We start from the raw sequence: 21,263 nt of genomic DNA on the forward strand, positions 1-21,263 counted from the left end.
CATTGAATCAAGGGAAACGCGGGAACTGACCGAAGTCCGGCTTGCGTTTTTCCTTAAAGGAATCGCGTCCTTCTTTTGCTTCATCTGTTGTGTAATAAAGAAGTGTCGCATCCCCTGCAAATTGCTGAATCCCAGCTAATCCATCCGTATCTGCATTAAATGCAGCCTTCAAAAATCGTAAAGCAGTCGGGCTCTTTTCTAGCATTTCCCCACACCACTTCACTGTTTCTTCTTCAAGCTGCTCTAATGGTACAACTGTGTTGACAAGTCCCATATCAAGCGCTTCTTGTGCATTGTATTGACGGCATAAGTACCAGATTTCTCTCGCTTTCTTATGACCAACAATACGTGCAAGATAGCCTGAGCCATAACCAGCATCAAAGCTGCCTACTTTTGGTCCTGTTTGTCCAAAAATGGCATTGTCTGCTGCAATTGTCAGATCACAAACGATATGAAGAACATGTCCCCCGCCAATCGCATAACCTGCAACCATCGCAATGACTGGTTTTGGAATGACACGAATTAAACGCTGTAAGTCTAATACGTTTAGACGCGGAATTTGATCGTCTCCTACATAGCCGCCATGGCCGCGTACTTTTTGGTCTCCACCAGAACAGAATGCTTTACCTCCAGCACCTGCAAGTACGATCACACCAACATCAGAATTATCACGAGCGCGTGAAAATGCATCAATTAATTCACTGACGGTCTTTGGTGTAAACGCGTTATGTACATGTGGACGGTTAATGGTGATCTTTGCAATCCCATGATACGTTTCATATAAAATTTCGTCATACTGACGCTCAGTTTGCCATTCAATAGCCATCAATATTTCCTCCTTTAATCTTGCGCTAAAATAAACTCACTTACTATTTTACCAAAAAAATGTGGCTGTTCCACATGAACTGTATGCCCTACATGCTCTGCCAATGTTAATTGACTGCCTTCAAGCTCCTGCTGCATACGTTTGGCGATATGACAGAACTTTTCATCAAGCGTTCCGCATATGAACAAAACAGGCAGTTTGATATGCTTTAGTGCCTGCCACATAGACGGCTGTGAACCTGTTCCTATGCCTTCTAGGCTGCGAGCTAGCCCAAGGGGATTGGATTTTAGCCTTCCCTCTCTCAGTTGAGCCAGCCTGCCCGCTGATAAGGATTTCTGCGAAGCAAACAGCGGAATGTTCTCCCAAAAATCCACAAACTGAGTTAAGCCTTCATGTCTAATCTTTTGAGCCAGCTGATGATCCTGCTTTAGCCTTGTCATCCGCTCCTTGAAAGAGTGAATTCCTGGAGAAGTACTCTCAAGAATCAGTTTGTTTACACGTTCTGGATAACGGGAGGCAAATGATAAAGCAATACGCCCTCCCATAGAATATCCGAGAATATTCACTTTGTGAAGCTTTAATTGATTTAAAATCTCTGCAAGATCCGCCAGCTGCTGCGACATCGCATATCTTCTCACGCTTTCTGGCGAGTCCGTGCGGCCATGACCAAGCAAGCTGACCTGAATCAATCTTGTATTCTCCATATAGGCATTCAAGAACTGCCAAGAGGCTGCACTCCCTGTGAAACCGTGTAAGCATAACGTGGCATTCTCAGCCGATGGGTTTTGATCCACCACCTCATACGCCACACCATCACGCATTCGTATTATGAGAGAAGGCATTCTTTTTTCACTTCTCCTAAAATCTCATCCATCATCTGGCGGTGCTTGGCTACACGGGAATGCCGGTCTGTTTCAATTTCGATTAAATGAAGGCCAGGCTCATGTATATGCGTCATGTACACATCGTGTAATTCTTGCTTCGTTGTTGGCTTCGAATAGGTTCCCCCATACAGCTTCGATGCATACTCAAAATTCAGCCCAGTCGGCGTACCGAAGAGTTTCTCATAATACGGTTCATCAGATGCCTGCGGAAGGAAAGAAAAGATTCCTCCACCATCATTGTTTAACAAAACAACCGTCAGTGGAATTTCCATCAGCTTAGCGGCAAGAAGCCCATTCATATCATGGTAAAAAGACAAGTCTCCAATGACCAGGGTGATCGGTTGTTTCAAAGCCGCATACGTTCCAAGTGCTGTGGACACAACGCCATCAATGCCGTTTGCCCCGCGATTCGCCAGCATATGAAAAGATTTCGACTGGGTTTCAAAAAATGTATCCACATCACGAATCGGCATACTATTTCCGATAAAAAGCACACTCTCCTTTGGCAAGAGGTGTTGAAGCTGACGATACACATTTCCCTCGAATGTCAGGTCCTCATCAGAATATTGGGCTGCATGCGTTCTAAAAGAAGAATTGACACGTTGCCAGCAGTTTAAGTAATTTGTATCCTCTCGTTGATCCGCTCTATTTAAGACTTCACCTACAAAAGTAACCACATGACTTTCAATCACGTATGATGCACTTAATCCAGGATCACGAAAACCTCCGCCAGCATCTACCACAATCTGCTTCACTTCTGCATGCTTTTCCAACCACTTGAATAAAGTCTTAGACACAGGCATCGGTCCAAAACGAATCACCATATCAGGCAATAGATGCTGCTGTAATGCTTCATCTTTCAATAAAGAGTCATACGCATCGATAATCAACCCTTCATTTTCATGCCCATTTCGTAAATGAGAAAGCGGGTCAGCTAAAATGGGAAAATGAAAGGCTTTCGAAAGACGTAACACTGCCTCTTGCTCTTCCTTCGTATGAAGTTCACCAGCAACAATCAGCCCTCTTGTGGATTGGTTCAGAATTGACACTAATTCAGACATGACATGATCGTTTGGGAAAGCCTGACCTGCTGCTAATACTTTTTTCGTTTCTTTTGCTTCTCTATGAAAAGGATCAATGGACAGATCAGGTACCAATGGTTCTCTCAGTGGCACATTGACCTGAACAGGTCCTTTAGGCTCCTGCTTTGAGATGTGACTTGCTCTAGCGGCAGCAGTCTGTACATACCGCAGCATCGTTTGACTTTCTTCAGGCAATGCTAAGTCTGTGAACCATTTAACAAACTTACCGAATAAGAATTGCTGATCAATCGCTTGAGGAGCCCCAACTTCCCTCAATTCGTGCGGCCGATCAGCAGTTAAAACAATGAGTGGTACCCGGGAATAATGAGCCTCTACAATGGCTGGGTAAAAGTTAGCAGCTGCCGTACCTGATGTACAAATGAGCAGCACTGGTTTTTGACTCGCTTTCGCAAGACCCAGCGCATAAAAAGCAGCAGACCGTTCGTCCACTAACACATGGACATGGATGTCTTGATGGGCAAGAGCCAGCATCGCAAGCGGGGTTGAACGGGAACCAGGACAGACAACCGCCTCCTTCACACCACCTTGTACAAATTCATCCATCAATCTGCCAATATATGTTGTCATGATGTGATTATTCAATCGGACGACCTCCAAGAGCAGACAGCATTGGTCTTAATTTCACTTGCGTTTCCTCGTACTCCTGCTTTGCAAGGGAATCCTCGACAATTCCGCAGCCAGCGAACAAACGAACATGTTCTTCCTCAATAAGACCTGACCGAATCGCTACAGCAAATTCTCCGTTGTCCTGAGAATCGATCCAGCCAACCGGTGCGGCATACCAACCACGTTTCAGCGGTTCAATTTCACGGATCACCTCAACCGCCTTTTCCTTCGGATATCCTCCTAATGCTGGCGTTGGATGGAGCTGCTCTATTAATGAAAAGAGGGAACAGCTGCTTTTGATTTCTCCTACAATCGGTGTAAATAAATGCTGAATGTTTTTTGTTTTATAAAGACTTGGTTGATGAGGTTTATGCACGTGGTGGCAGTTTGCCTCAAATGCTTGCTCAATCATATTGACGACAATTCGATGTTCAATCAAATTCTTCTCATCGTGAAGCAGTTCCTCACCTAATGCTTGATCTTCGATTTCATCTTTCCCGCGTACAATGGAACCTGCTAAGCATGATGAAAAGACTTCATCACCGCTTTTTTTGACTAAACGTTCCGGTGTGGCCCCAACAAACGCTTGTCTTCCCTGTTCTATAGCAAATACATAACTCGTCGTTTGGTGCTTTAATAATTCTGCTAATAGTGGAGCAAGTTCAATTTGATTTTTATAGTGAAGCAAGACTTCTCTTGCTAAAACAACCTTTTCATATTCGTTCGCACGAATGTGCTCTGTCGCTTCATGGATCGCCTTCATCCATTCCTTCACATCCAGCTCTTCCATATGAACTAGCTCAGCTTGTCCATCAGTTCGTACCGGCAATGTCTCGAAACGAGAAGCTTTCTGTTCTAACTCTTGAATGAGCTGATGAACATTCCCGTCCACCTGCTTCCATTCATTGATCGTAAGAAACGTGCCTTCTGTTGAGACAGTCAGCATCATAGATGGCACAAAAAGATGAGCCTCGCCAAATGCTTCCCAGTGACGCGCCTTCTCTTCATACGGATCAAATGAAAATCCTCCAAATAAAAGCGGACCAACAGCCGCATGCTTTAACTCCTTCTCATCATGAAAATGGAACATGTGTTGTTTTAGCTGTTCCCATTCATGATGAACTGTCTCGAATCGTTCCGTGCCTTGCTCAGATGATTTAATGACGGCCGCTCTGCCAAGTCCAGAAAATATCATTTGGCTTTCTGGATCAGACCAAAAAAACCGCTCGCCTAAAAAATCCGCTTCGCCGCTTTGGAAAAAGGCAAGAGGATCCAGATCGTCAACTCTTCTGGAGTAGCTTATCAAAACAGCATGGTTGACGTTATTCGCTTCTTCTAATGTCGCAAGCGCTTCCTGCCGGAAAGTACTTTGCACTGTTGTCACCATGATACATTCCTCCAAAATCCATGAAATAACATAAAAAAATAAAACCATCATGTGAAAAATACATGAACATTCGAGTATGTCGAATGACCTGTTTTTCTATTATAAACCTTAACAGATGAACTTAGTAAAGAAAACAGCTTTTAAAACCTCGAATCCTTATTATATCACGCTTTCAAGATTTTTTCGCTCCCGCTTATCGAAACGAGAGCATCTAAAGAAAAATGGCAAGATTTGTCCCAAGATTAAGCTTTCTCTCTATATGGCAACGATTAGCAAACATCTTTTTCAGGTTTCATCGCATCAATATATTGACACCTTTTTGAACTTTGCTAAACTGGAATTTGGACGTGTACGTATTTTTTTATTTAAAGGAGTATATTTTATGCAGCATCAATCGATAACAGATCAGCTTTCACCGATTAAGCCTGATAAGAACTGGCGGATTTGGTGGAATTTATTACGACCGCATACATTAACAGCCGCATTTATTCCCGTTACTTTAGGAACTGTTCTAGCACTTCCGAGTGGTCAAATACATGTTGGCCTATTTTTAGCTATGCTATTTGCATCTATGTTTATCCAAATTGCAACGAACATGTTTAATGAGTATTTTGACTATGTTCGCGGGTTGGACAATGAGAAATCTGTCGGCATCGGCGGCGCCATTGTTAGAAATGGTGTGAAGCCAAAAACAGTTCTCAGCCTCGCTTATGCATTATTCGCACTCTCTCTATTCCTTGGGATTTATATTTGCATGATGTCTAGCTGGTGGATTGCACTTATAGGACTTATTTGTATGGCAGCAGGCTATTTCTATACCGGTGGACCTGTACCAATTGCTTATACACCATTTGGAGAACTTGTGTCAGGTGCTTTTATGGGATTAGGAATCATCCTTATTAGTTTCTATATCCAAACAGGAACACTGACGTCAACAGCTGTTCTCGTGTCATTGCCGATTTCTATTTTAGTTGGAGCCATCTTACTGTCGAACAATATCCGGGATTTAGACGGCGATAAGGAAAATGGACGTAAAACACTTGCTATCCTTGCTGGACGAAAAGCTGCAGTGAACATTCTACTTTCCATGTTTTTGGTATCATACGTACTCATTTTTGTTTATATCCTCACAGATATCATTGGCCTTTGGAGCCTTCTTGTTTTACTCAGTGTGCCGAAAGCATATACAGCCATTAAAGAGTTTAAGCAAAAAGAAAAGCCAATTGAATTAATGAATGCCATGAAGTCTACAGCTCAAACCAATACATTTTTCGGTTTCCTGTTAACGATCGCATTGATATTACAATATTATATTGCGTAGCATACAACGCCTGCAGCCGCAGGCGTTTTTTATGAGGAATTGCTTCAAATTGGAACAAGTCTTACATGCAAAATTGCTCATACTAACAATATGTTTGATATGAAAGGATGATCGCATTGTTGTCTAAAGACGAATTACATCATTTGAAGCAGAGACTTCTCGATGAAAAACAAGAAATTGAAGCCAATAGCCATGACGATGAACAAAAAGTATCATTTCCTTATGATGCAGTCGGAGAACTGTCTGCCTATGACAACCATCCTGGAGACCAAGGAACAGAACTGTTCGAGCGCGGAAAAGATATTGCCTTAAACAGTTTGGCACATGAACATTTGTCAGACATCAATGAAGCACTCCAAGCAATCGCAGACGGCTCTTATGGTGTGTGCAAGGTATGTAAAGCCCCTATTCCTAAAGAACGCTTAGAGGCCTTGCCTACCGCCGTCACATGCACAGAGCATTCAAAAGAGCAGACCGTTTCACAAAATCGTCCCATTGAAGAGGATTTGTTAAATCCACCATCAGGACAATTTGAAAATGAAGAAAGTGCTGCCTACGATGGAGAAGATGCATATCAAGACGTAGAACGCTACGGCAACTCTGATACCCCGTCCGATATGGAATTTCCTCCCGAGACATACGATGATGTGTATACACAATCAGAAGATGAAGATTATGTTGAAGACTATGAAGGATTCGCAGCTGCTGATCTCGAAGGAAAAGCAAGCAAGGTGTATCCGAATAAAGCACACGAAGCCTATGAAGATGCATTAGATGAAGAAGGCGTCATGACGGTGTTTGGTGACTTGAAGCCGTACGAAGAAGAACCTTATACAGAAAAAAATCAATAGGCCCCTCATATTGGGGGCTTTATGTTTATATCATGTAATAATTGGGAAATCACTTTAAGAGTGAATTTGATTGGAGGAGATTCTTGATGGCTAGAAAAAGTATCATTTGGGCGATTATCGTCTTCTTTATTACATACGCACTATTCTCTATTGCAGGGTTCTTGTTCCCTATTGACAGAGAATGGTATGATGCATTAAACAAACCGGAATGGACACCTAGTGGGGGTGTGATTGGAGCTGTGTGGGCTGTCTTATTTGCTCTCATCTCGTTGTCCGCAGCGATTATTTATGGGAAGTATGGATTTCAAAAAATCACTTTACCGTTTTGGATTCTTTTTCTTTTAAATTATGTCTTCAATCAAGCCTTTAGCTTTTTTCAATTTACACAAAAAGATTTGTTTGCCGCTACCATTGACTGCCTGCTTGTTGCACTGACAGCACTCGCACTTGTCATCGTCTCACGTAAGCTCAGTAAAGTCGTTTCTATTTTACTAATCCCTTATGTCTTATGGGGATTCTTTGCGACATACTTGTCTTATACGATCTATTCCATGAATATGTAAAAAAAGACCGCGATGATGGCGGTCTTTCGTTTTGATGAAAATAAAAAAGAGATCTTTCATAGATCTCTTTTAAAAATGACCCGTACGGGATTCGAACCCGTGTTACCGCCGTGAAAGGGCGGTGTCTTAACCGCTTGACCAACGGGCCAGATAAATGGCGGAGAAGGAGGGATTTGAACCCTCGCGCCGCTTGCGCGACCTACACCCTTAGCAGGGGCGCCTCTTCAGCCACTTGAGTACTTCTCCATTTTGGCTCCGCAGGTAGGACTCGAACCTACGACCGATCGGTTAACAGCCGATAGCTCTACCACTGAGCTACTGCGGAAGATCATGGTGGGCCTGAGTGGACTCGAACCACCGACCTCACGCTTATCAGGCGTGCGCTCTAACCAGCTGAGCTACAGGCCCATGAACGATATACAAATGGAGCGGGTGATGGGAATCGAACCCACGACATCAGCTTGGAAGGCTGAGGTTTTACCACTAAACTACACCCGCAAAAATATGTATGGGGCGATTGATGGGAATCGAACCCACGAGTGCCAGAGCCACAATCTGGTGCGTTAACCACTTCGCCACAACCGCCATACTGTCAATATTTATTTGTAAAAGTGGCTCGGGACGGAATCGAACCGCCGACACACGGATTTTCAGTCCGTTGCTCTACCAACTGAGCTACCGAGCCATGTATTTCATTTAAAAATGGCGGTCCGGACGGGACTCGAACCCGCGACCTCCTGCGTGACAGGCAGGCATTCTAACCAACTGAACTACCGGACCAATATAGAGATAAGAAAAAAATTTGGTTGCGGGGGCAGGATTTGAACCTGCGACCTTCGGGTTATGAGCCCGACGAGCTACCGAACTGCTCCACCCCGCGATGATATGGTTTTTAAAAAATATGGCGGAGGAAGAGGGATTCGAACCCCCGCGGGCTTTGACACCCCTGTCGGTTTTCAAGACCGATCCCTTCAGCCGGACTTGGGTATTCCTCCGTATAGATGGTGGACCTTGTAGGACTCGAACCTACGACCGGACGGTTATGAGCCGTCTGCTCTAACCAACTGAGCTAAAGGTCCTTTATAGCGGCGGAGGGGATCGAACCCCCGACCTCACGGGTATGAACCGTACGCTCTAGCCAGCTGAGCTACACCGCCATGATAAAAATAATCCTTTAAGAAGTGGAGCCTAGCGGGATCGAACCGCTGACCTCCTGCGTGCAAGGCAGGCGCTCTCCCAGCTGAGCTAAGGCCCCATAAAAGATGGTCGGGAAGACAGGATTCGAACCTGCGACCCCTTGGTCCCAAACCAAGTGCTCTACCAAGCTGAGCTACTTCCCGATCTTAATGGCGCGCCCGAGAGGAGTCGAACCCCTAACCTTTTGATCCGTAGTCAAACGCTCTATCCAATTGAGCTACGGGCGCTTATTGTATAATGCCGAGGGCCGGACTTGAACCGGCACGGTAGTCACCTACCGCAGGATTTTAAGTCCTGTGTGTCTGCCAATTCCACCACCCCGGCGTGGATGGTATAAGCGGAAGACGGGATTCGAACCCGCGACCCCCACCTTGGCAAGGTGGTGTTCTACCACTGAACTACTTCCGCATTACAGGATTTCTTTATTTTGTTTGGCTATGCGGGTGAAGGGACTTGAACCCCCACGTCATAAAGACACTAGATCCTAAGTCTAGCGCGTCTGCCAATTCCGCCACACCCGCATGAAAATGGTGAGCCATGAAGGACTCGAACCTTCGACCCTCTGATTAAAAGTCAGATGCTCTACCAACTGAGCTAATGGCTCGCTTTAAAAGCGACTTGTCTATCTTACCATATGAAAGTGGTGCCGGCAAGAGGACTTGAACCCCCAACCTACTGATTACAAGTCAGTTGCTCTACCAGTTGAGCTACACCGGCTTTATCTATCCTAACATTATGTAAGAATAAATATGGTGGAGGATGACGGGCTCGAACCGCCGACCCTCTGCTTGTAAGGCAGATGCTCTCCCAGCTGAGCTAATCCTCCACTATGTAGGAATCTCTCGATCCGACAAAGATTATTATATACAGGTTTTACTCATTTGTAAAGGCTATATTAAAAAAATTTTATTTCATTTTTCGTTACGCATTTCTTTTCATAAATAATAGTCATTTCCCCTGTCAAAACTGCTGCAATTCAATGTTTATCAGCTAAACCTCTCCACTCTTTATTCTCTTTAAAAACATTCAATTCCTTCTGAAATATCAGCTCCCCATCATTTTTATACTTTAATGATATAGATATTCCTTATAGTTCATTGATAGGCGTAATATATTAATGAAATAGCAATAGGCTTATACATTTCCATTTAAATGAATTTGTATGCAGTGTCTTAGACAACCTACTACTCTGTCTCTCTATTGTTTTTTCCATAGACAAGGTTTCAACACGCTCAATGTGCTTTCTTCTTGTTTTCAAAGCGTTTCGCTTGTAAATGAGGTGACGCTGCCATCGTTCATTAAACAAATGAAATCAGATAGACTTCCTTTCAAGTACCACAAAAAAGATCAGTTCCGTCTGGAACTGATCCTTAGAAAAGCTTGGCGGCGTCCTACTCTCACAGGGGGAACCCCCCAACTACCATCGGCGCTGAAGAGCTTAACTTCCGTGTTCGGTATGGGAACGGGTGTGACCTCTTCGCTATCGCCACCAAACCTGATGGAGAGAATGTTCTCTCAAAACTAGATAACAACGTTCAAACTTCACATTAGAATATAGGTTAAGTCCTCGATCTATTAGTATCTGTCAGCTCCACGTGTCACCACGCTTCCACCTCAGACCTATCAACCTGATCATCTTTCAGGGATCTTACTTCCTTGCGGAATGGGAAATCTCATCTTGAGGGGGGCTTCATGCTTAGATGCTTTCAGCACTTATCCCGTCCGCACATAGCTACCCAGCGATGCCCTTGGCAGAACAACTGGTACACCAGCGGTGCGTCCATCCCGGTCCTCTCGTACTAAGGACAGCTCCTCTCAAATTTCCTGCGCCCGCGACGGATAGGGACCGAACTGTCTCACGACGTTCTGAACCCAGCTCGCGTACCGCTTTAATGGGCGAACAGCCCAACCCTTGGGACCGACTACAGCCCCAGGATGCGATGAGCCGACATCGAGGTGCCAAACCTCCCCGTCGATGTGGACTCTTGGGGGAGATAAGCCTGTTATCCCCGGGGTAGCTTTTATCCGTTGAGCGATGGCCCTTCCATGCGGAACCACCGGATCACTAAGCCCGACTTTCGTCCCTGCTCGACTTGTAGGTCTCGCAGTCAAGCTCCCTTGTGCCTTTACACTCTGCGAATGATTTCCAACCATTCTGAGGGAACCTTTGGGCGCCTCCGTTACATTTTAGGAGGCGACCGCCCCAGTCAAACTGCCCACCTGACACTGTCTCCCTGCCCGATAAGGGCAGCGGGTTAGAAGGTCAATACAGCCAGGGTAGTATCCCACCGATGCCTCCACCGAAGCTAGCGCTCCGGTTTCCAAGGCTCCTACCTATCCTGTACAAGCTGTACCAACATTCAATATCAGGCTGCAGTAAAGCTCCACGGGGTCTTTCCGTCCTGTCGCGGGTAACCTGCATCTTCACAGGTACTATAATTTCACCGAGTCTCTCGTTGAGACAGTGCCCAGATCGTTGCGCCTTTCGTGCGGGTCGGAACTTACCCGACAAGGAATTTCGCTACCTTAGGACCGTTATAGTTACGGCCGCCGTTTACTGGGGCTTCAATTCGCACCTTCGCTTACGCTAAGCGCTCCTCTTAACCTTCCAGCACCGGGCAGGCGTCAGCCCCTATACTTCGCCTTACGGCTTCGCAGAGACCTGTGTTTTTGCTAAACAGTCGCCTGGGCCTATTCACTGCGGCTTCTCGGGGCTTTAACACCCTAAGAAGCACCCCTTCTCCCGAAGTTACGGGGTCATTTTGCCGAGTTCCTTAACGAGAGTTCTCTCGATCACCTTAGGATTCTCTCCTCGCCTACCTGTGTCGGTTTGCGGTACGGGCACCTCTCACCTCGCTAGAGGCTTTTCTTGGCAGTGTGGAATCAGGAACTTCGCTACTAAATTTCGCTCGCCATCACAGCTCAGCCTTTACGGGAAACGGATTTGCCTATTTCCCAGCCTAACTGCTTGGACGCGGATATCCAATACCGCGCTTACCCTATCCTCCTGCGTCCCCCCATTGCTCAAATGGTGAGGAGGTGGTACAGGAATATCAACCTGTTGTCCATCGCCTACGCCTTTCGGCCTCGGCTTAGGTCCCGACTAACCCTGAGCGGACGAGCCTTCCTCAGGAAACCTTAGGCATTCGGTGGACGGGATTCTCACCCGTCTTTCGCTACTCATACCGGCATTCTCACTTCTAAGCGCTCCACCAGTCCTTCCGGTCTGGCTTCACAGCCCTTAGAACGCTCTCCTACCACTGTTCGTAAGAACAGTCCGCAGCTTCGGTGATACGTTTAGCCCCGGTACATTTTCGGCGCAGAGTCACTCGACCAGTGAGCTATTACGCACTCTTTAAATGGTGGCTGCTTCTAAGCCAACATCCTGGTTGTCTAAGCAACTCCACATCCTTTTCCACTTAACGTATACTTTGGGACCTTAGCTGGCGGTCTGGGCTGTTTCCCTTTCGACTACGGATCTTATCACTCGCAGTCTGACTCCCAAGGATAAGTCATCGGCATTCGGAGTTTGACTGAATTCGGTAACCCGGTAGGGGCCCCTAGTCCAATCAGTGCTCTACCTCCGAGACTCTTACCTTGAGGCTAGCCCTAAAGCTATTTCGGAGAGAACCAGCTATCTCCAGGTTCGATTGGCATTTCACCCCTACCCACACCTCATCCCCGCACTTTTCAACGTGCGTGGGTTCGGGCCTCCATTCAGTGTTACCTGAACTTCACCCTGGACATGGGTAGATCACCTGGTTTCGGGTCTACGACCACGTACTCATGCGCCCTATTCAGACTCGCTTTCGCTGCGGCTCCGCATCTTCTGCTTAACCTTGCACGGGATCGTAACTCGCCGGTTCATTCTACAAAAGGCACGCCATCACCCGTTAACGGGCTCTGACTACTTGTAGGCACACGGTTTCAGGATCTATTTCACTCCCCTTCCGGGGTGCTTTTCACCTTTCCCTCACGGTACTGGTTCACTATCGGTCACTAGGGAGTATTTAGCCTTGGGAGATGGTCCTCCCGGATTCCGACGGAATTTCACGTGTTCCGCCGTACTCAGGATCCACTCTGGAGGGAATGACATTTCAGTTACAGGGCTGTTACCTTCTCTGGCGGGCCTTTCCAGACCTCTTCGCTTATATCATTCCTTTGTAACTCCGTATAGAGTGTCCTACAACCCCAAGAGGCAAGCCTCTTGGTTTGGGCTGTTCCCGTTTCGCTCGCCGCTACTTAGGGAATCGCATTTGCTTTCTCTTCCTCCGGGTACTTAGATGTTTCAGTTCCCCGGGTATGCCTTCTCATACTCTATGTATTCAAGTATGGATACTACTCCATTACGAGCAGTGGGTTTCCCCATTCGGAAATCTCCGGATCAAAGCTTGCTTACAGCTCCCCGAAGCATATCGGTGTTCGTCCCGTCCTTCATCGGCTCCTAGTGCCAAGGCATCCACCGTGCGCCCTTTCTAACTTAACCATTTCTTACTTTAGAAAGAATCACTATGTGTGATGAACTTTGCATTGCATTCAATGTGAATGTATTACTTATTGTTATCTAGTTTTCAAAGAACAATCCTGTCTCGCTAGAGACATGTTTTGAAGGTATGATCCTTCAAAACTAAACAAGACCAAAACGCACGCTGCTCCATATATCCTTAGAAAGGAGGTGATCCAGCCGCACCTTCCGATACGGCTACCTTGTTACGACTTCACCCCAATCATCTGCCCCACCTTCGGCGGCTGGCTCCATAAAGGTTACCTCACCGACTTCGGGTGTTGCAAACTCTCGTGGTGTGACGGGCGGTGTGTACAAGGCCCGGGAACGTATTCACCGCGGCATGCTGATCCGCGATTACTAGCGATTCCAGCTTCACGCAGTCGAGTTGCAGACTGCGATCCGAACTGAGAACAGATTTATGGGATTCGCTAAACCTTGCGGTCTCGCAGCCCTTTGTTCTGTCCATTGTAGCACGTGTGTAGCCCAGGTCATAAGGGGCATGATGATTTGACGTCATCCCCACCTTCCTCCGGTTTGTCACCGGCAGTCACCTTAGAGTGCCCAACTAAATGCTGGCAACTAAGATCAAGGGTTGCGCTCGTTGCGGGACTTAACCCAACATCTCACGACACGAGCTGACGACAACCATGCACCACCTGTCACTCTGTCCCCGAAGGGAAAGCCCTATCTCTAGGGTTGTCAGAGGATGTCAAGACCTGGTAAGGTTCTTCGCGTTGCTTCGAATTAAACCACATGCTCCACCGCTTGTGCGGGCCCCCGTCAATTCCTTTGAGTTTCAGTCTTGCGACCGTACTCCCCAGGCGGAGTGCTTAATGCGTTAGCTGCAGCACTAAGGGGCGGAAACCCCCTAACACTTAGCACTCATCGTTTACGGCGTGGACTACCAGGGTATCTAATCCTGTTCGCTCCCCACGCTTTCGCTCCTCAGCGTCAGTTACAGACCAGAGAGTCGCCTTCGCCACTGGTGTTCCTCCACATCTCTACGCATTTCACCGCTACACGTGGAATTCCACTCTCCTCTTCTGCACTCAAGTTTCCCAGTTTCCAATGACCCTCCCCGGTTGAGCCGGGGGCTTTCACATCAGACTTAAGAAACCGCCTGCGAGCCCTTTACGCCCAATAATTCCGGACAACGCTTGCCACCTACGTATTACCGCGGCTGCTGGCACGTAGTTAGCCGTGGCTTTCTGGTTAGGTACCGTCAAGGTGCGAGCAGTTACTCTCGCACTTGTTCTTCCCTAACAACAGAGCTTTACGATCCGAAAACCTTCATCACTCACGCGGCGTTGCTCCGTCAGACTTTCGTCCATTGCGGAAGATTCCCTACTGCTGCCTCCCGTAGGAGTCTGGGCCGTGTCTCAGTCCCAGTGTGGCCGATCACCCTCTCAGGTCGGCTACGCATCGTTGCCTTGGTGAGCCATTACCCCACCAACTAGCTAATGCGCCGCGGGTCCATCTGTAAGTGACAGCCGAAACCGTCTTTCATCCTTGAACCATGCGGTTCAAGGAACTATCCGGTATTAGCTCCGGTTTCCCGGAGTTATCCCAGTCTTACAGGCAGGTTACCCACGTGTTACTCACCCGTCCGCCGCTAACATCCGGGAGCAAGCTCCCTTCTGTCCGCTCGACTTGCATGTATTAGGCACGCCGCCAGCGTTCGTCCTGAGCCAGGATCAAACTCTCCGAGGTATGCAGGATGCATATCACACATGCGTTGCTACACGATGTAGCGAACTTAGTATGTGATCCTTCCTGCCTCGTCAGCTTGACTGACTACCTATGATGTATCATAGGATTTTTTTATAAAAACTCGAATTAACAGGTACGTTTTGTCTTGTTTAGTTTTCAAAGATCATGTTCGTTATCGCTCAGAAGCGACTTTACTAATATAACATTCTATCAAGGTCAAGTCAACAACTTTTTTCTTCATGTTATTTATCAACCGCGCTGTTTTAGCGGCGAATACAAATATAACACCTTTTGAAAGAAGAAACAAGTATTTTTTCTAAATAATTTATTTTTCCTTATCTCTTCCTATATAATGCTACAAAAAGTGCTTATCGCAGTAATTCTCTATTGTTGATCCTGAAGGTCTCTAGTATATTTATAATAGATTGAAACTAAATAACCGCAGGGGGAGCTTTGTGCTGAGAGTGAACGATTCGTTGTTCTGACCCTTTGAACCTGTCAGTTAATACTGAAGTAGGAATGTGGAATCACTTGAATACATGTGTTGTATTCAAACCAATATGTTTTTCTATGAATAACATACTCATCCTTACACGGTCTCTCCTTGCTCAATTCATGAAAAAGGAGATTTTTTTATGCAGCAATCAAATCAACTAGTACGCCTTATGGAAATCGCGATTATGACTTCGCTTGCTCTTGTATTAGATTACTTATCAGGTCTCTTTTTAAGGATGCCGAATGGCGGGTCTATTGCACTGATCATGATTCCTGTCATTCTCATGTCTATTAGATGGGGAATGTCTACCGGGTTTATCATCGGTGTGTTAATTGCCGGCCTGCAGCTGATGAATAGCCCTATTATCGCTACACCTGTACAAGGATTTCTCGATTATTTCGTGGCATCTGTTGTCATTTGTCTAAGCGGGCTATTTTCAGGATTGATCAAAAAAGCAATTCAGGATAAAAAGCGAAAGAAACAATTCTTCTATATTATTCTATCCGTATTTGTCGCCAGCTTCTTTAGACTGCTGACGTTCTTTATTTCTGGCGTCGTATTCTTTTCGCAATATGCACCAAAAGGAACACCAGGATGGGTCTACTCTTTAATTTATAACAGCACGTATATGGTTCCATCTTTTATTATTTGCAGTATCGTTCTTTGTTTATTAATACCAAGTGCATCTCGTTTGGTTTTTCCTCATCAAAAATAACCTGCTGATTTCAGCTGGTTATTTTTTTATGCATAATTTGCTACTCTATGGAATCTATTAATAGTAGAAGATTTCAAGCTGGAGGTACGTCAATGAATCCTTACTCCATTATGCTGTGCTGCTATATTCTCAGTCTTGCTTACTTTTTGGCAGGTTTCTATGAAGCATTAAAAATAGCAGGCGTGAAAGGGAAAGTAGAAGCTACTCCTTTTATTTCTTATATTTTGCTTGCTACACTCTTCACCTTTTTCTCTCATTATTATTGGAAACTGACGATTTAATTCGTTGTACATGTTCATTTAATACAGGCAGCTCCCATCCATACCCTATTTCATCATGCTTCTCGCCAGCCAGCTCGAACTGGCTGGTGACGACAAAACTAGGCTGAAGCTTTTGATAAAATTGCTTCGCCGAATTCTGTTCAAATACCCATAGCATCATATTCTTATAACCCTTCTCTAATAAATAGTCCACTCCTTTTGCAATCAAAGCGATACCCGCTCCTGACTTTTGCTTCTGCTGTAATAAATAGATGGCGTAAAGCTCACCATCATATGTTGAATAGCGCTCATCACGTTGTTTTCCGAAGGAAGCAAAACCAAATACTCCATCAGCGTCTTCTACGATAAACGTACCTTCAAGCGATCTGCTTCTCCAGCTCTCTCTCCGCTCCTCTACATTTAAAGCATCCAAATACTCTTGTGAAATAATACCATGATAAGTCGTTTGCCAGCTCTTCACATGAATCTCGGCAATTTTAGGAATATCTTTATGTACTGCATGTCTAACCTTCATCTATGCCACCCCTTTATGCAAGTTCTCACTCTATCTTTATTATAATTTTTTAAAATTCAATTCGTAAAGGATAGCGGTCTTTAATCCAGGAACTGTATTTGGACCTCTCCCCATTATAGACATACCCCTTCCCTTTAGCTATGGCGAGGCCTCGATAGTGTTCATATGATATCCGCAGCCATTCTTGTGAATCTTTCTTCATATCAACCTCAATCTCAAGTAAAAAAGACACCTTCTGATAGAAAGTGTCTTTTGATGTTATTCTTCTATTTGACGATCAGCTATTTCCTTTTTTCTTGGCTCTTTGATTTCATTCGTTAGTTCTTGAATGCTTTGCTTCACATTGCCTTTGCCTGAAAAGTTCTCAATAATTTCTTTGACATCAATTCCAGAGGATGCTTTCAGGCTTTCTTGAAGGCTGGACATCAGATTTGTGGCATAGCCTGTGACTTTATTGGCACCGCTGCCTTCCCCGTTACCGCCTGTATCAACAACTGTAATTTTATCAATGTTAGAAAGTGGTGCAGATACTTGCTTCGCATATTCAGGAAGCATTTTCACAATCATATCAAGGATCGCTGCCTGACCATACTGTTCGAATGCTTCAGCAATTTTTTCTTTCGCTTCGGCTTCCGCAAGTCCTTTCAGTCTAATGACTTCTGCTTCTGTTTCCCCTTTCGCACGATCAGCTTCCGCTTTTGCCAGCCCGTCAATTCGGACTTTCTCAGCTTCTGCTTTCGCCATTGCTTCAATGCTGTATTTCTTCGCATCTGCTTCAGCGAGACGCTTCGCTTTTTCCGCCGCAGCCGATTGCTCAACAGCATAACGGTCCGCATCCGCTTTCTTTTTCACTTCAGAATCGTATTGACGTTCACGACGCTGAATCTCTTTTTCTTCTAATTCAATTTGCTTCTGGCGTTCGATGATTTTCACTTGCATTTCTTGTTCAGTCACGTGCTGACGGTTGCGAGCTGTTTCTAGATCATACGCTTGGTCAGCGCTTGCTTTCGCTGTATCCTGTTCCCGTCTGAATTCTGCTCTTTTCAGCTCATTGATTTTTTCTGCTTCAGCGATTTCGGTGGCACGCTCAAGCTCAGATTTCTTCGCATCTTTATCTGCCTCGGCACGTTTGATACGTGTTTCTTTATCCGCTTCAGCTGTTGCAATATCTGCATCACGTTTCACTTGAGCAATTCTTGGCTTACCTAGAGATTCTAAATAGCCATTTTTATCACGGACATCTTTAATGGTGAAGGACACAATGACGAGTCCCATTTTCGCTAAATCTTGAGAAGCGACACGTTGTACTTCTTGAGAAAACTTCTCTCTGTTTTTATAAATCTCTTCAACTGTCATTGATCCTAAGATCGAACGAAGGTGACCTTCTAGTACTTCTCTTGCTTCGTTTTCGCGGTCTTCTTTTGTTTTACCTAAAAACTGTTCTGCCGCAGTGGCGATTTCTTCAATCGATCCGCCAATTTTAATGATTGCGGTTCCATCGGCCATTACAGGTACACCTTGCTCGGTATAAACCTCAGGCGTTGAAACATCTAGCTTGCTCGATAGTAAGCTGAGCGGCTCTGCTTGTTGAAAGACAGGGAGTACGAAGGTACCGCCCCCTCTGACAATCTTAATCTTGTTTCCACCTTCATCCACATGGACATTTTTACTTCCTAGATAACTTCCTGTGACGATTAACGCTTCATCTGGACCTGCTGTCCGGTATTTTGAAACAAATACGCCAATAAGTGCAATAAGAAGCACAAGGACAATTCCGATGATAATCAAAATCGTTGTTCCTGGCATTGCATTCCCTCCTAGATTTCTTCATTTGGTATGACAGATAAAACACCTTTGTTCACTTCGACAACAAGCACGCGGGTTCCATACGGAATCTCCTCTTGATCGAAACTGACGGCTGGCTTTGAGATTTTCCCGCTATTACTAATTAACAGCACTTCTCCAAACCCGTCTTTTGGGACTGATACAATGATCTCCCCAGTTCTTCCTTTTAAATCGGCCTCCGTATATGAGAGAGATTCTTCAGCAGAGGAAAGCGGGACTAAGATAAATACATTTAAACAGGTCACTAGAACCACTGCGAGGATGGCAGATAATACCGCTCCAAGCCCACTTCCTACAATTGCTGTTTTTTCAGAGATAAACCCTCCTGCCGAGAAAAAGGTAAGAAATGCGAGGATCAATGTTGGTTGAAGGAATGGAACAGGAATCGCTTCAAACAATCCATCAAATACATCGCCGAAAAAGACGAAAACAAGTGTCAGGATTCCTGATATCATTAATATGTATAAATACAGCGTTTGAAGAGGCAGCCCAAACACATCCATCTTCCTCACCCTTTCATCATGAAATGAACAGCCTTTGTTTCGTTTAGACCATACTCACCTCCAATGTATTTCTTCTAGCAGGTAATACGAACCACTATTGTAAAGGTTTCATATTTCATCACAATTCTTCAAAGGAATTCTCTGATAGCTAAAGAATGATTGTCATATACCAGTATGATAAAATTTGATCTTGAGGTGATGAAAATGAGTTTATTACATGATGCAAGACAAGAATTGTGGCAGGAGCTGCAAGGGTTGAGCGAGGAACAATTAAACCAAAAGTTATCTGAAGATACTTGGAGTATTCAAGAGGTGGCAGATCATTTAAAGAAGATGGACTTAGTTGCAGCAAAGCATCTAGCTGCGGAGGGAAAAAAAGCACCGATTAAAGAATATGAGCCAAAACCGGTAGAAATGGCAGAGGATCGTTCAAGAAAAGCCACTGCGCCTAGTATTGTTGAGCCTGAGCAAAAGCATGTCACACCTACACATTTAAAGGATGAGCTTGATACAGCACGTGAGCAGCTCAATCAAATTTTATCAACGTTTACTGAAGATGATTTTAAACGTGTGATTGCACACCCTGTGTTTGAAGAATTATCTTTGAAGCAATATCTTGATTTTATCGGCGCACATGAAAAACGCCATATCCATCAAATCAAAGAAATTAAAGAACAGCTATAAGGCATAAAAAAGACTCCCTTTTGGGAGCCTTTTTTTATCGTTACACTGTTTTAGGTGTTAAATCAAAGCAGCGTGCATAAATCCAGTTGTATGCTTTTTCGTTTAGATCTCTTGGATTTCCAACTGTTTGCGGATCTTTCATCGCTTCTTTAGATAAACGGTCAATCATATCTTTTGATACACCTTGTTCTTCTAATGAAGGAACTTCTAGATCCTCCACTAAATCATACATCCAGTTCACAGCTGCTTTCGCTGCTTCCTCTGTTGACATTCTGCTTGTATCGATACCGAATGCTTGCGCAATTCGAGCAAATTTTTCCGGGTATCCTTTCCAGTTATACTCCATCACTGGTCCCATCATCGCTGCTACACACTGTCCATGCGCTACAGGAATAATGCCTCCGAGTGTTTGACTCATCGCATGTGCTGCACCAGCTGATTCACTTCCATAAGAAAGTCCTGCAAGCATCGCAGCTTGTGCCATTCCATATCTTGCTTCTAAATCCTCGCCGTCAGCAAAGGCACGGCGAATATAATGAGCAGCATATTCAATTGCCATGAGCGCCACCGCATCCGTAATTGGCTGAGCAAATTTCATTGTATAGCATTCGATGGCGTGCGCAAGTGCATCAATTCCAGTCATTGCCGTCACATGAGGCGGCATGGATACATGAAGCTCTGGATCAATCACTGTTAGGTGAGCTGCAATAAGCGGTCCCCCTGTATTGAATTTGAATTCTCTTTCTTCGTCAGTAATAACCGCCCACTGCGTCACCTCTGAACCTGTACCAGCCGTTGTCGGAATGGTGGTTAACGGAGGGATTCTATTTTCGAGCGGTTTTTTCCCATCTGCTGCTTCGTAATCAAGAACTGAGCCTTCATGAGTCGCCTCTACACCGATAGCCTTCGCTGTATCCATCGAGCTTCCGCCGCCTACTGCGACTAATCCATTACAGCCTTCTTTTTCATATAACGCTGAGCCTTCATTCACTAAACGTACTGGAGGGTTTGGCTCTACTTTATCAAATAGGACAACATCAATTTGAGCTTCTTTTAATGAAGCAATCACTGGATTCACAACACCCGCTTGATAAATACCAGGGTCTGTTACGAGCAATACCTTTGAGACGCCGTATGCTTTCACTTCTTCTCCAACATGTTTCACCGCACCAATGCCATGCTTGATGACAGTCGGAATTTCAAATGTATGGAATTTTTGCATGCTTTCAATTTTCATATTTAATGTCATATAGAATCTCCTCCAAATAAG

General features: G+C 45.1%; 14 protein-coding genes, 21 tRNA genes, 3 rRNA genes and 1 riboswitch. Of the genes, 6 read left to right on the top strand and 32 right to left on the bottom strand.

All coding sequences use genetic code 11. The features are described from left to right. Positions 1 to 7: 7 nt before the first annotated feature. The 4 genes from menB to ACYH0L_RS13990 are packed head-to-tail and all read right to left on the bottom strand — an operon-like array spanning position 8 to position 4,806. On the bottom strand, positions 8 to 826 hold the full coding sequence (gene menB / locus ACYH0L_RS13975; RefSeq protein WP_034325142.1) for a 1,4-dihydroxy-2-naphthoyl-CoA synthase: 819 nt from the start codon (positions 824 to 826) through the stop codon (positions 8 to 10). A gap of 14 nt (positions 827 to 840) precedes the next feature. Next, the gene (gene menH / locus ACYH0L_RS13980) at positions 841 to 1,668 is read right to left on the bottom strand and encodes a 2-succinyl-6-hydroxy-2,4-cyclohexadiene-1-carboxylate synthase (protein WP_249705358.1); all 828 of its coding nucleotides are present in this window, start codon (positions 1,666 to 1,668) and stop codon (positions 841 to 843) included. Then, positions 1,653 to 3,395, bottom strand: coding sequence for a 2-succinyl-5-enolpyruvyl-6-hydroxy-3-cyclohexene-1-carboxylic-acid synthase (gene menD / locus ACYH0L_RS13985; RefSeq protein WP_482354115.1), 1,743 nt, complete (start codon positions 3,393 to 3,395; stop codon positions 1,653 to 1,655). The genes menH and menD overlap by 16 nt, the downstream gene beginning before the upstream one ends. Continuing rightward, the gene (locus ACYH0L_RS13990; protein ID WP_327924841.1) at positions 3,388 to 4,806 is read right to left on the bottom strand and encodes an isochorismate synthase; all 1,419 of its coding nucleotides are present in this window, start codon (positions 4,804 to 4,806) and stop codon (positions 3,388 to 3,390) included. The genes menD and ACYH0L_RS13990 overlap by 8 nt, the downstream gene beginning before the upstream one ends. Positions 4,807 to 5,188: 382 nt before the next feature. Between ACYH0L_RS13990 and ACYH0L_RS13995 the strand changes: the two genes are divergently transcribed. From ACYH0L_RS13995 to ACYH0L_RS14005, 3 genes are all read left to right on the top strand, one after another. Further along, the gene (locus tag ACYH0L_RS13995; protein ID WP_099728584.1) at positions 5,189 to 6,127 is read left to right on the top strand and encodes a 1,4-dihydroxy-2-naphthoate polyprenyltransferase; all 939 of its coding nucleotides are present in this window, start codon (positions 5,189 to 5,191) and stop codon (positions 6,125 to 6,127) included. Positions 6,128 to 6,243: 116 nt separating this feature from the next. After that, complete coding sequence (locus ACYH0L_RS14000) at positions 6,244 to 6,978, top strand: TraR/DksA C4-type zinc finger protein (protein ID WP_099728583.1); 735 nt, start codon at positions 6,244 to 6,246, stop codon at positions 6,976 to 6,978. An 86-nt stretch (positions 6,979 to 7,064) separates the two neighbouring features. Continuing rightward, a complete protein-coding gene (locus ACYH0L_RS14005) occupies positions 7,065 to 7,541 on the top strand; it encodes a TspO/MBR family protein (protein ID WP_099728582.1) in 477 nt (158 codons plus the stop codon). 76 nt (positions 7,542 to 7,617) lie between these two features. On the opposite strand, the gene ACYH0L_RS14010 is transcribed toward ACYH0L_RS14005, so the two are convergent. The 24 genes from ACYH0L_RS14010 to ACYH0L_RS14125 all read right to left on the bottom strand — a co-directional run bounded on the left by ACYH0L_RS14010 (position 7,618) and on the right by ACYH0L_RS14125 (position 14,955). Then, positions 7,618 to 7,689, bottom strand: a tRNA-Glu gene (locus ACYH0L_RS14010). Between the two features lie 7 nt (positions 7,690 to 7,696). Then, positions 7,697 to 7,787: transfer RNA gene (locus ACYH0L_RS14015), tRNA-Ser, on the bottom strand. 4 nt (positions 7,788 to 7,791) lie between these two features. Next, positions 7,792 to 7,866: transfer RNA gene (locus tag ACYH0L_RS14020), tRNA-Asn, on the bottom strand. A 6-nt stretch (positions 7,867 to 7,872) separates the two neighbouring features. Continuing rightward, positions 7,873 to 7,949 (bottom strand) — tRNA-Ile (locus tag ACYH0L_RS14025). A gap of 16 nt (positions 7,950 to 7,965) precedes the next feature. Beyond that, positions 7,966 to 8,039, bottom strand: a tRNA-Gly gene (locus ACYH0L_RS14030). An 11-nt stretch (positions 8,040 to 8,050) separates the two neighbouring features. Beyond that, positions 8,051 to 8,126 (bottom strand) — tRNA-His (locus ACYH0L_RS14035). Positions 8,127 to 8,153: 27 nt separating this feature from the next. Then, positions 8,154 to 8,226 (bottom strand) — tRNA-Phe (locus ACYH0L_RS14040). A gap of 18 nt (positions 8,227 to 8,244) precedes the next feature. Beyond that, positions 8,245 to 8,321, bottom strand: a tRNA-Asp gene (locus ACYH0L_RS14045). A gap of 23 nt (positions 8,322 to 8,344) precedes the next feature. Further along, a tRNA-Met gene (locus tag ACYH0L_RS14050) sits at positions 8,345 to 8,421 on the bottom strand. 22 nt (positions 8,422 to 8,443) lie between these two features. Continuing rightward, a tRNA-Ser gene (locus ACYH0L_RS14055) sits at positions 8,444 to 8,536 on the bottom strand. Between the two features lie 7 nt (positions 8,537 to 8,543). Then, positions 8,544 to 8,620 (bottom strand) — tRNA-Ile (locus ACYH0L_RS14060). A 4-nt stretch (positions 8,621 to 8,624) separates the two neighbouring features. Continuing rightward, positions 8,625 to 8,698 (bottom strand) — tRNA-Met (locus ACYH0L_RS14065). A 25-nt stretch (positions 8,699 to 8,723) separates the two neighbouring features. Next, positions 8,724 to 8,796: transfer RNA gene (locus ACYH0L_RS14070), tRNA-Ala, on the bottom strand. 8 nt (positions 8,797 to 8,804) lie between these two features. Beyond that, positions 8,805 to 8,881 (bottom strand) — tRNA-Pro (locus tag ACYH0L_RS14075). Between the two features lie 7 nt (positions 8,882 to 8,888). Next, a tRNA-Arg gene (locus ACYH0L_RS14080) sits at positions 8,889 to 8,965 on the bottom strand. Positions 8,966 to 8,976: 11 nt separating this feature from the next. Continuing rightward, positions 8,977 to 9,062 (bottom strand) — tRNA-Leu (locus tag ACYH0L_RS14085). A 12-nt stretch (positions 9,063 to 9,074) separates the two neighbouring features. After that, positions 9,075 to 9,146, bottom strand: a tRNA-Gly gene (locus ACYH0L_RS14090). A gap of 30 nt (positions 9,147 to 9,176) precedes the next feature. After that, positions 9,177 to 9,259: transfer RNA gene (locus ACYH0L_RS14095), tRNA-Leu, on the bottom strand. 7 nt (positions 9,260 to 9,266) lie between these two features. After that, a tRNA-Lys gene (locus ACYH0L_RS14100) sits at positions 9,267 to 9,342 on the bottom strand. 37 nt (positions 9,343 to 9,379) lie between these two features. After that, positions 9,380 to 9,455: transfer RNA gene (locus ACYH0L_RS14105), tRNA-Thr, on the bottom strand. A gap of 33 nt (positions 9,456 to 9,488) precedes the next feature. Further along, positions 9,489 to 9,564, bottom strand: a tRNA-Val gene (locus ACYH0L_RS14110). A gap of 552 nt (positions 9,565 to 10,116) precedes the next feature. Then, positions 10,117 to 10,232, bottom strand: a 5S ribosomal RNA gene (gene rrf, locus ACYH0L_RS14115). A gap of 61 nt (positions 10,233 to 10,293) precedes the next feature. Then, positions 10,294 to 13,224: ribosomal RNA gene (locus ACYH0L_RS14120) — 23S ribosomal RNA — on the bottom strand. Between the two features lie 182 nt (positions 13,225 to 13,406). Further along, positions 13,407 to 14,955: ribosomal RNA gene (locus ACYH0L_RS14125) — 16S ribosomal RNA — on the bottom strand. Together the 16S, 23S and 5S rRNA genes form the textbook arrangement of a ribosomal RNA operon. Positions 14,956 to 15,389: 434 nt before the next feature. Continuing rightward, a riboswitch (TPP riboswitch) is annotated at positions 15,390 to 15,492 on the top strand. A 98-nt stretch (positions 15,493 to 15,590) separates the two neighbouring features. On the opposite strand from ACYH0L_RS14125, the gene thiT reads away from it, so the two are divergent. Then, on the top strand, positions 15,591 to 16,166 hold the full coding sequence (gene thiT / locus ACYH0L_RS14130) for an energy-coupled thiamine transporter ThiT (RefSeq protein WP_099728759.1): 576 nt from the start codon (positions 15,591 to 15,593) through the stop codon (positions 16,164 to 16,166). 92 nt (positions 16,167 to 16,258) lie between these two features. Next, positions 16,259 to 16,447 (top strand): hypothetical protein, encoded by a 189-nt coding sequence (locus ACYH0L_RS14135; RefSeq protein WP_099728760.1) that lies wholly within the window; start codon positions 16,259 to 16,261, stop codon positions 16,445 to 16,447. On the opposite strand, the gene ACYH0L_RS14140 is transcribed toward ACYH0L_RS14135, so the two are convergent. From ACYH0L_RS14140 to ACYH0L_RS14150, 3 genes are all read right to left on the bottom strand, one after another. Then, entirely contained in the window at positions 16,407 to 16,961 is a 555-nt protein-coding gene (locus ACYH0L_RS14140; RefSeq protein WP_249705088.1) for a GNAT family N-acetyltransferase, read from the bottom strand. The two genes, ACYH0L_RS14135 and ACYH0L_RS14140, sit on opposite strands and share 41 nt — an antisense overlap. 258 nt (positions 16,962 to 17,219) lie before the next feature. Then, positions 17,220 to 18,767, bottom strand: a complete 1,548-nt coding sequence (locus ACYH0L_RS14145; RefSeq protein WP_327925384.1) for a flotillin family protein — start codon at positions 18,765 to 18,767, stop codon at positions 17,220 to 17,222. Positions 18,768 to 18,778: 11 nt separating this feature from the next. Next, complete coding sequence (locus ACYH0L_RS14150) at positions 18,779 to 19,309, bottom strand: NfeD family membrane protein (RefSeq protein ID WP_099728763.1); 531 nt, start codon at positions 19,307 to 19,309, stop codon at positions 18,779 to 18,781. Positions 19,310 to 19,513: 204 nt separating this feature from the next. Here ACYH0L_RS14150 and ACYH0L_RS14155 point away from each other — a divergent pair, with 204 nt between their 5' ends. Further along, positions 19,514 to 19,993 carry a DinB family protein gene (locus tag ACYH0L_RS14155; protein ID WP_482354116.1) on the top strand — a complete coding sequence of 160 codons (480 nt, stop codon included), beginning with the start codon at positions 19,514 to 19,516 and terminating at the stop codon, positions 19,991 to 19,993. A 40-nt stretch (positions 19,994 to 20,033) separates the two neighbouring features. Here the strand turns inward: ACYH0L_RS14155 and ACYH0L_RS14160 are convergent, their stop codons facing one another. Beyond that, the gene (locus tag ACYH0L_RS14160) at positions 20,034 to 21,242 is read right to left on the bottom strand and encodes an iron-containing alcohol dehydrogenase (RefSeq protein ID WP_099728765.1); all 1,209 of its coding nucleotides are present in this window, start codon (positions 21,240 to 21,242) and stop codon (positions 20,034 to 20,036) included. Between the last annotated feature and the right edge of the window lie 21 nt (positions 21,243 to 21,263).

It is taken from the genome of Bacillus sp. MC1252 (genome assembly GCF_056838025.1).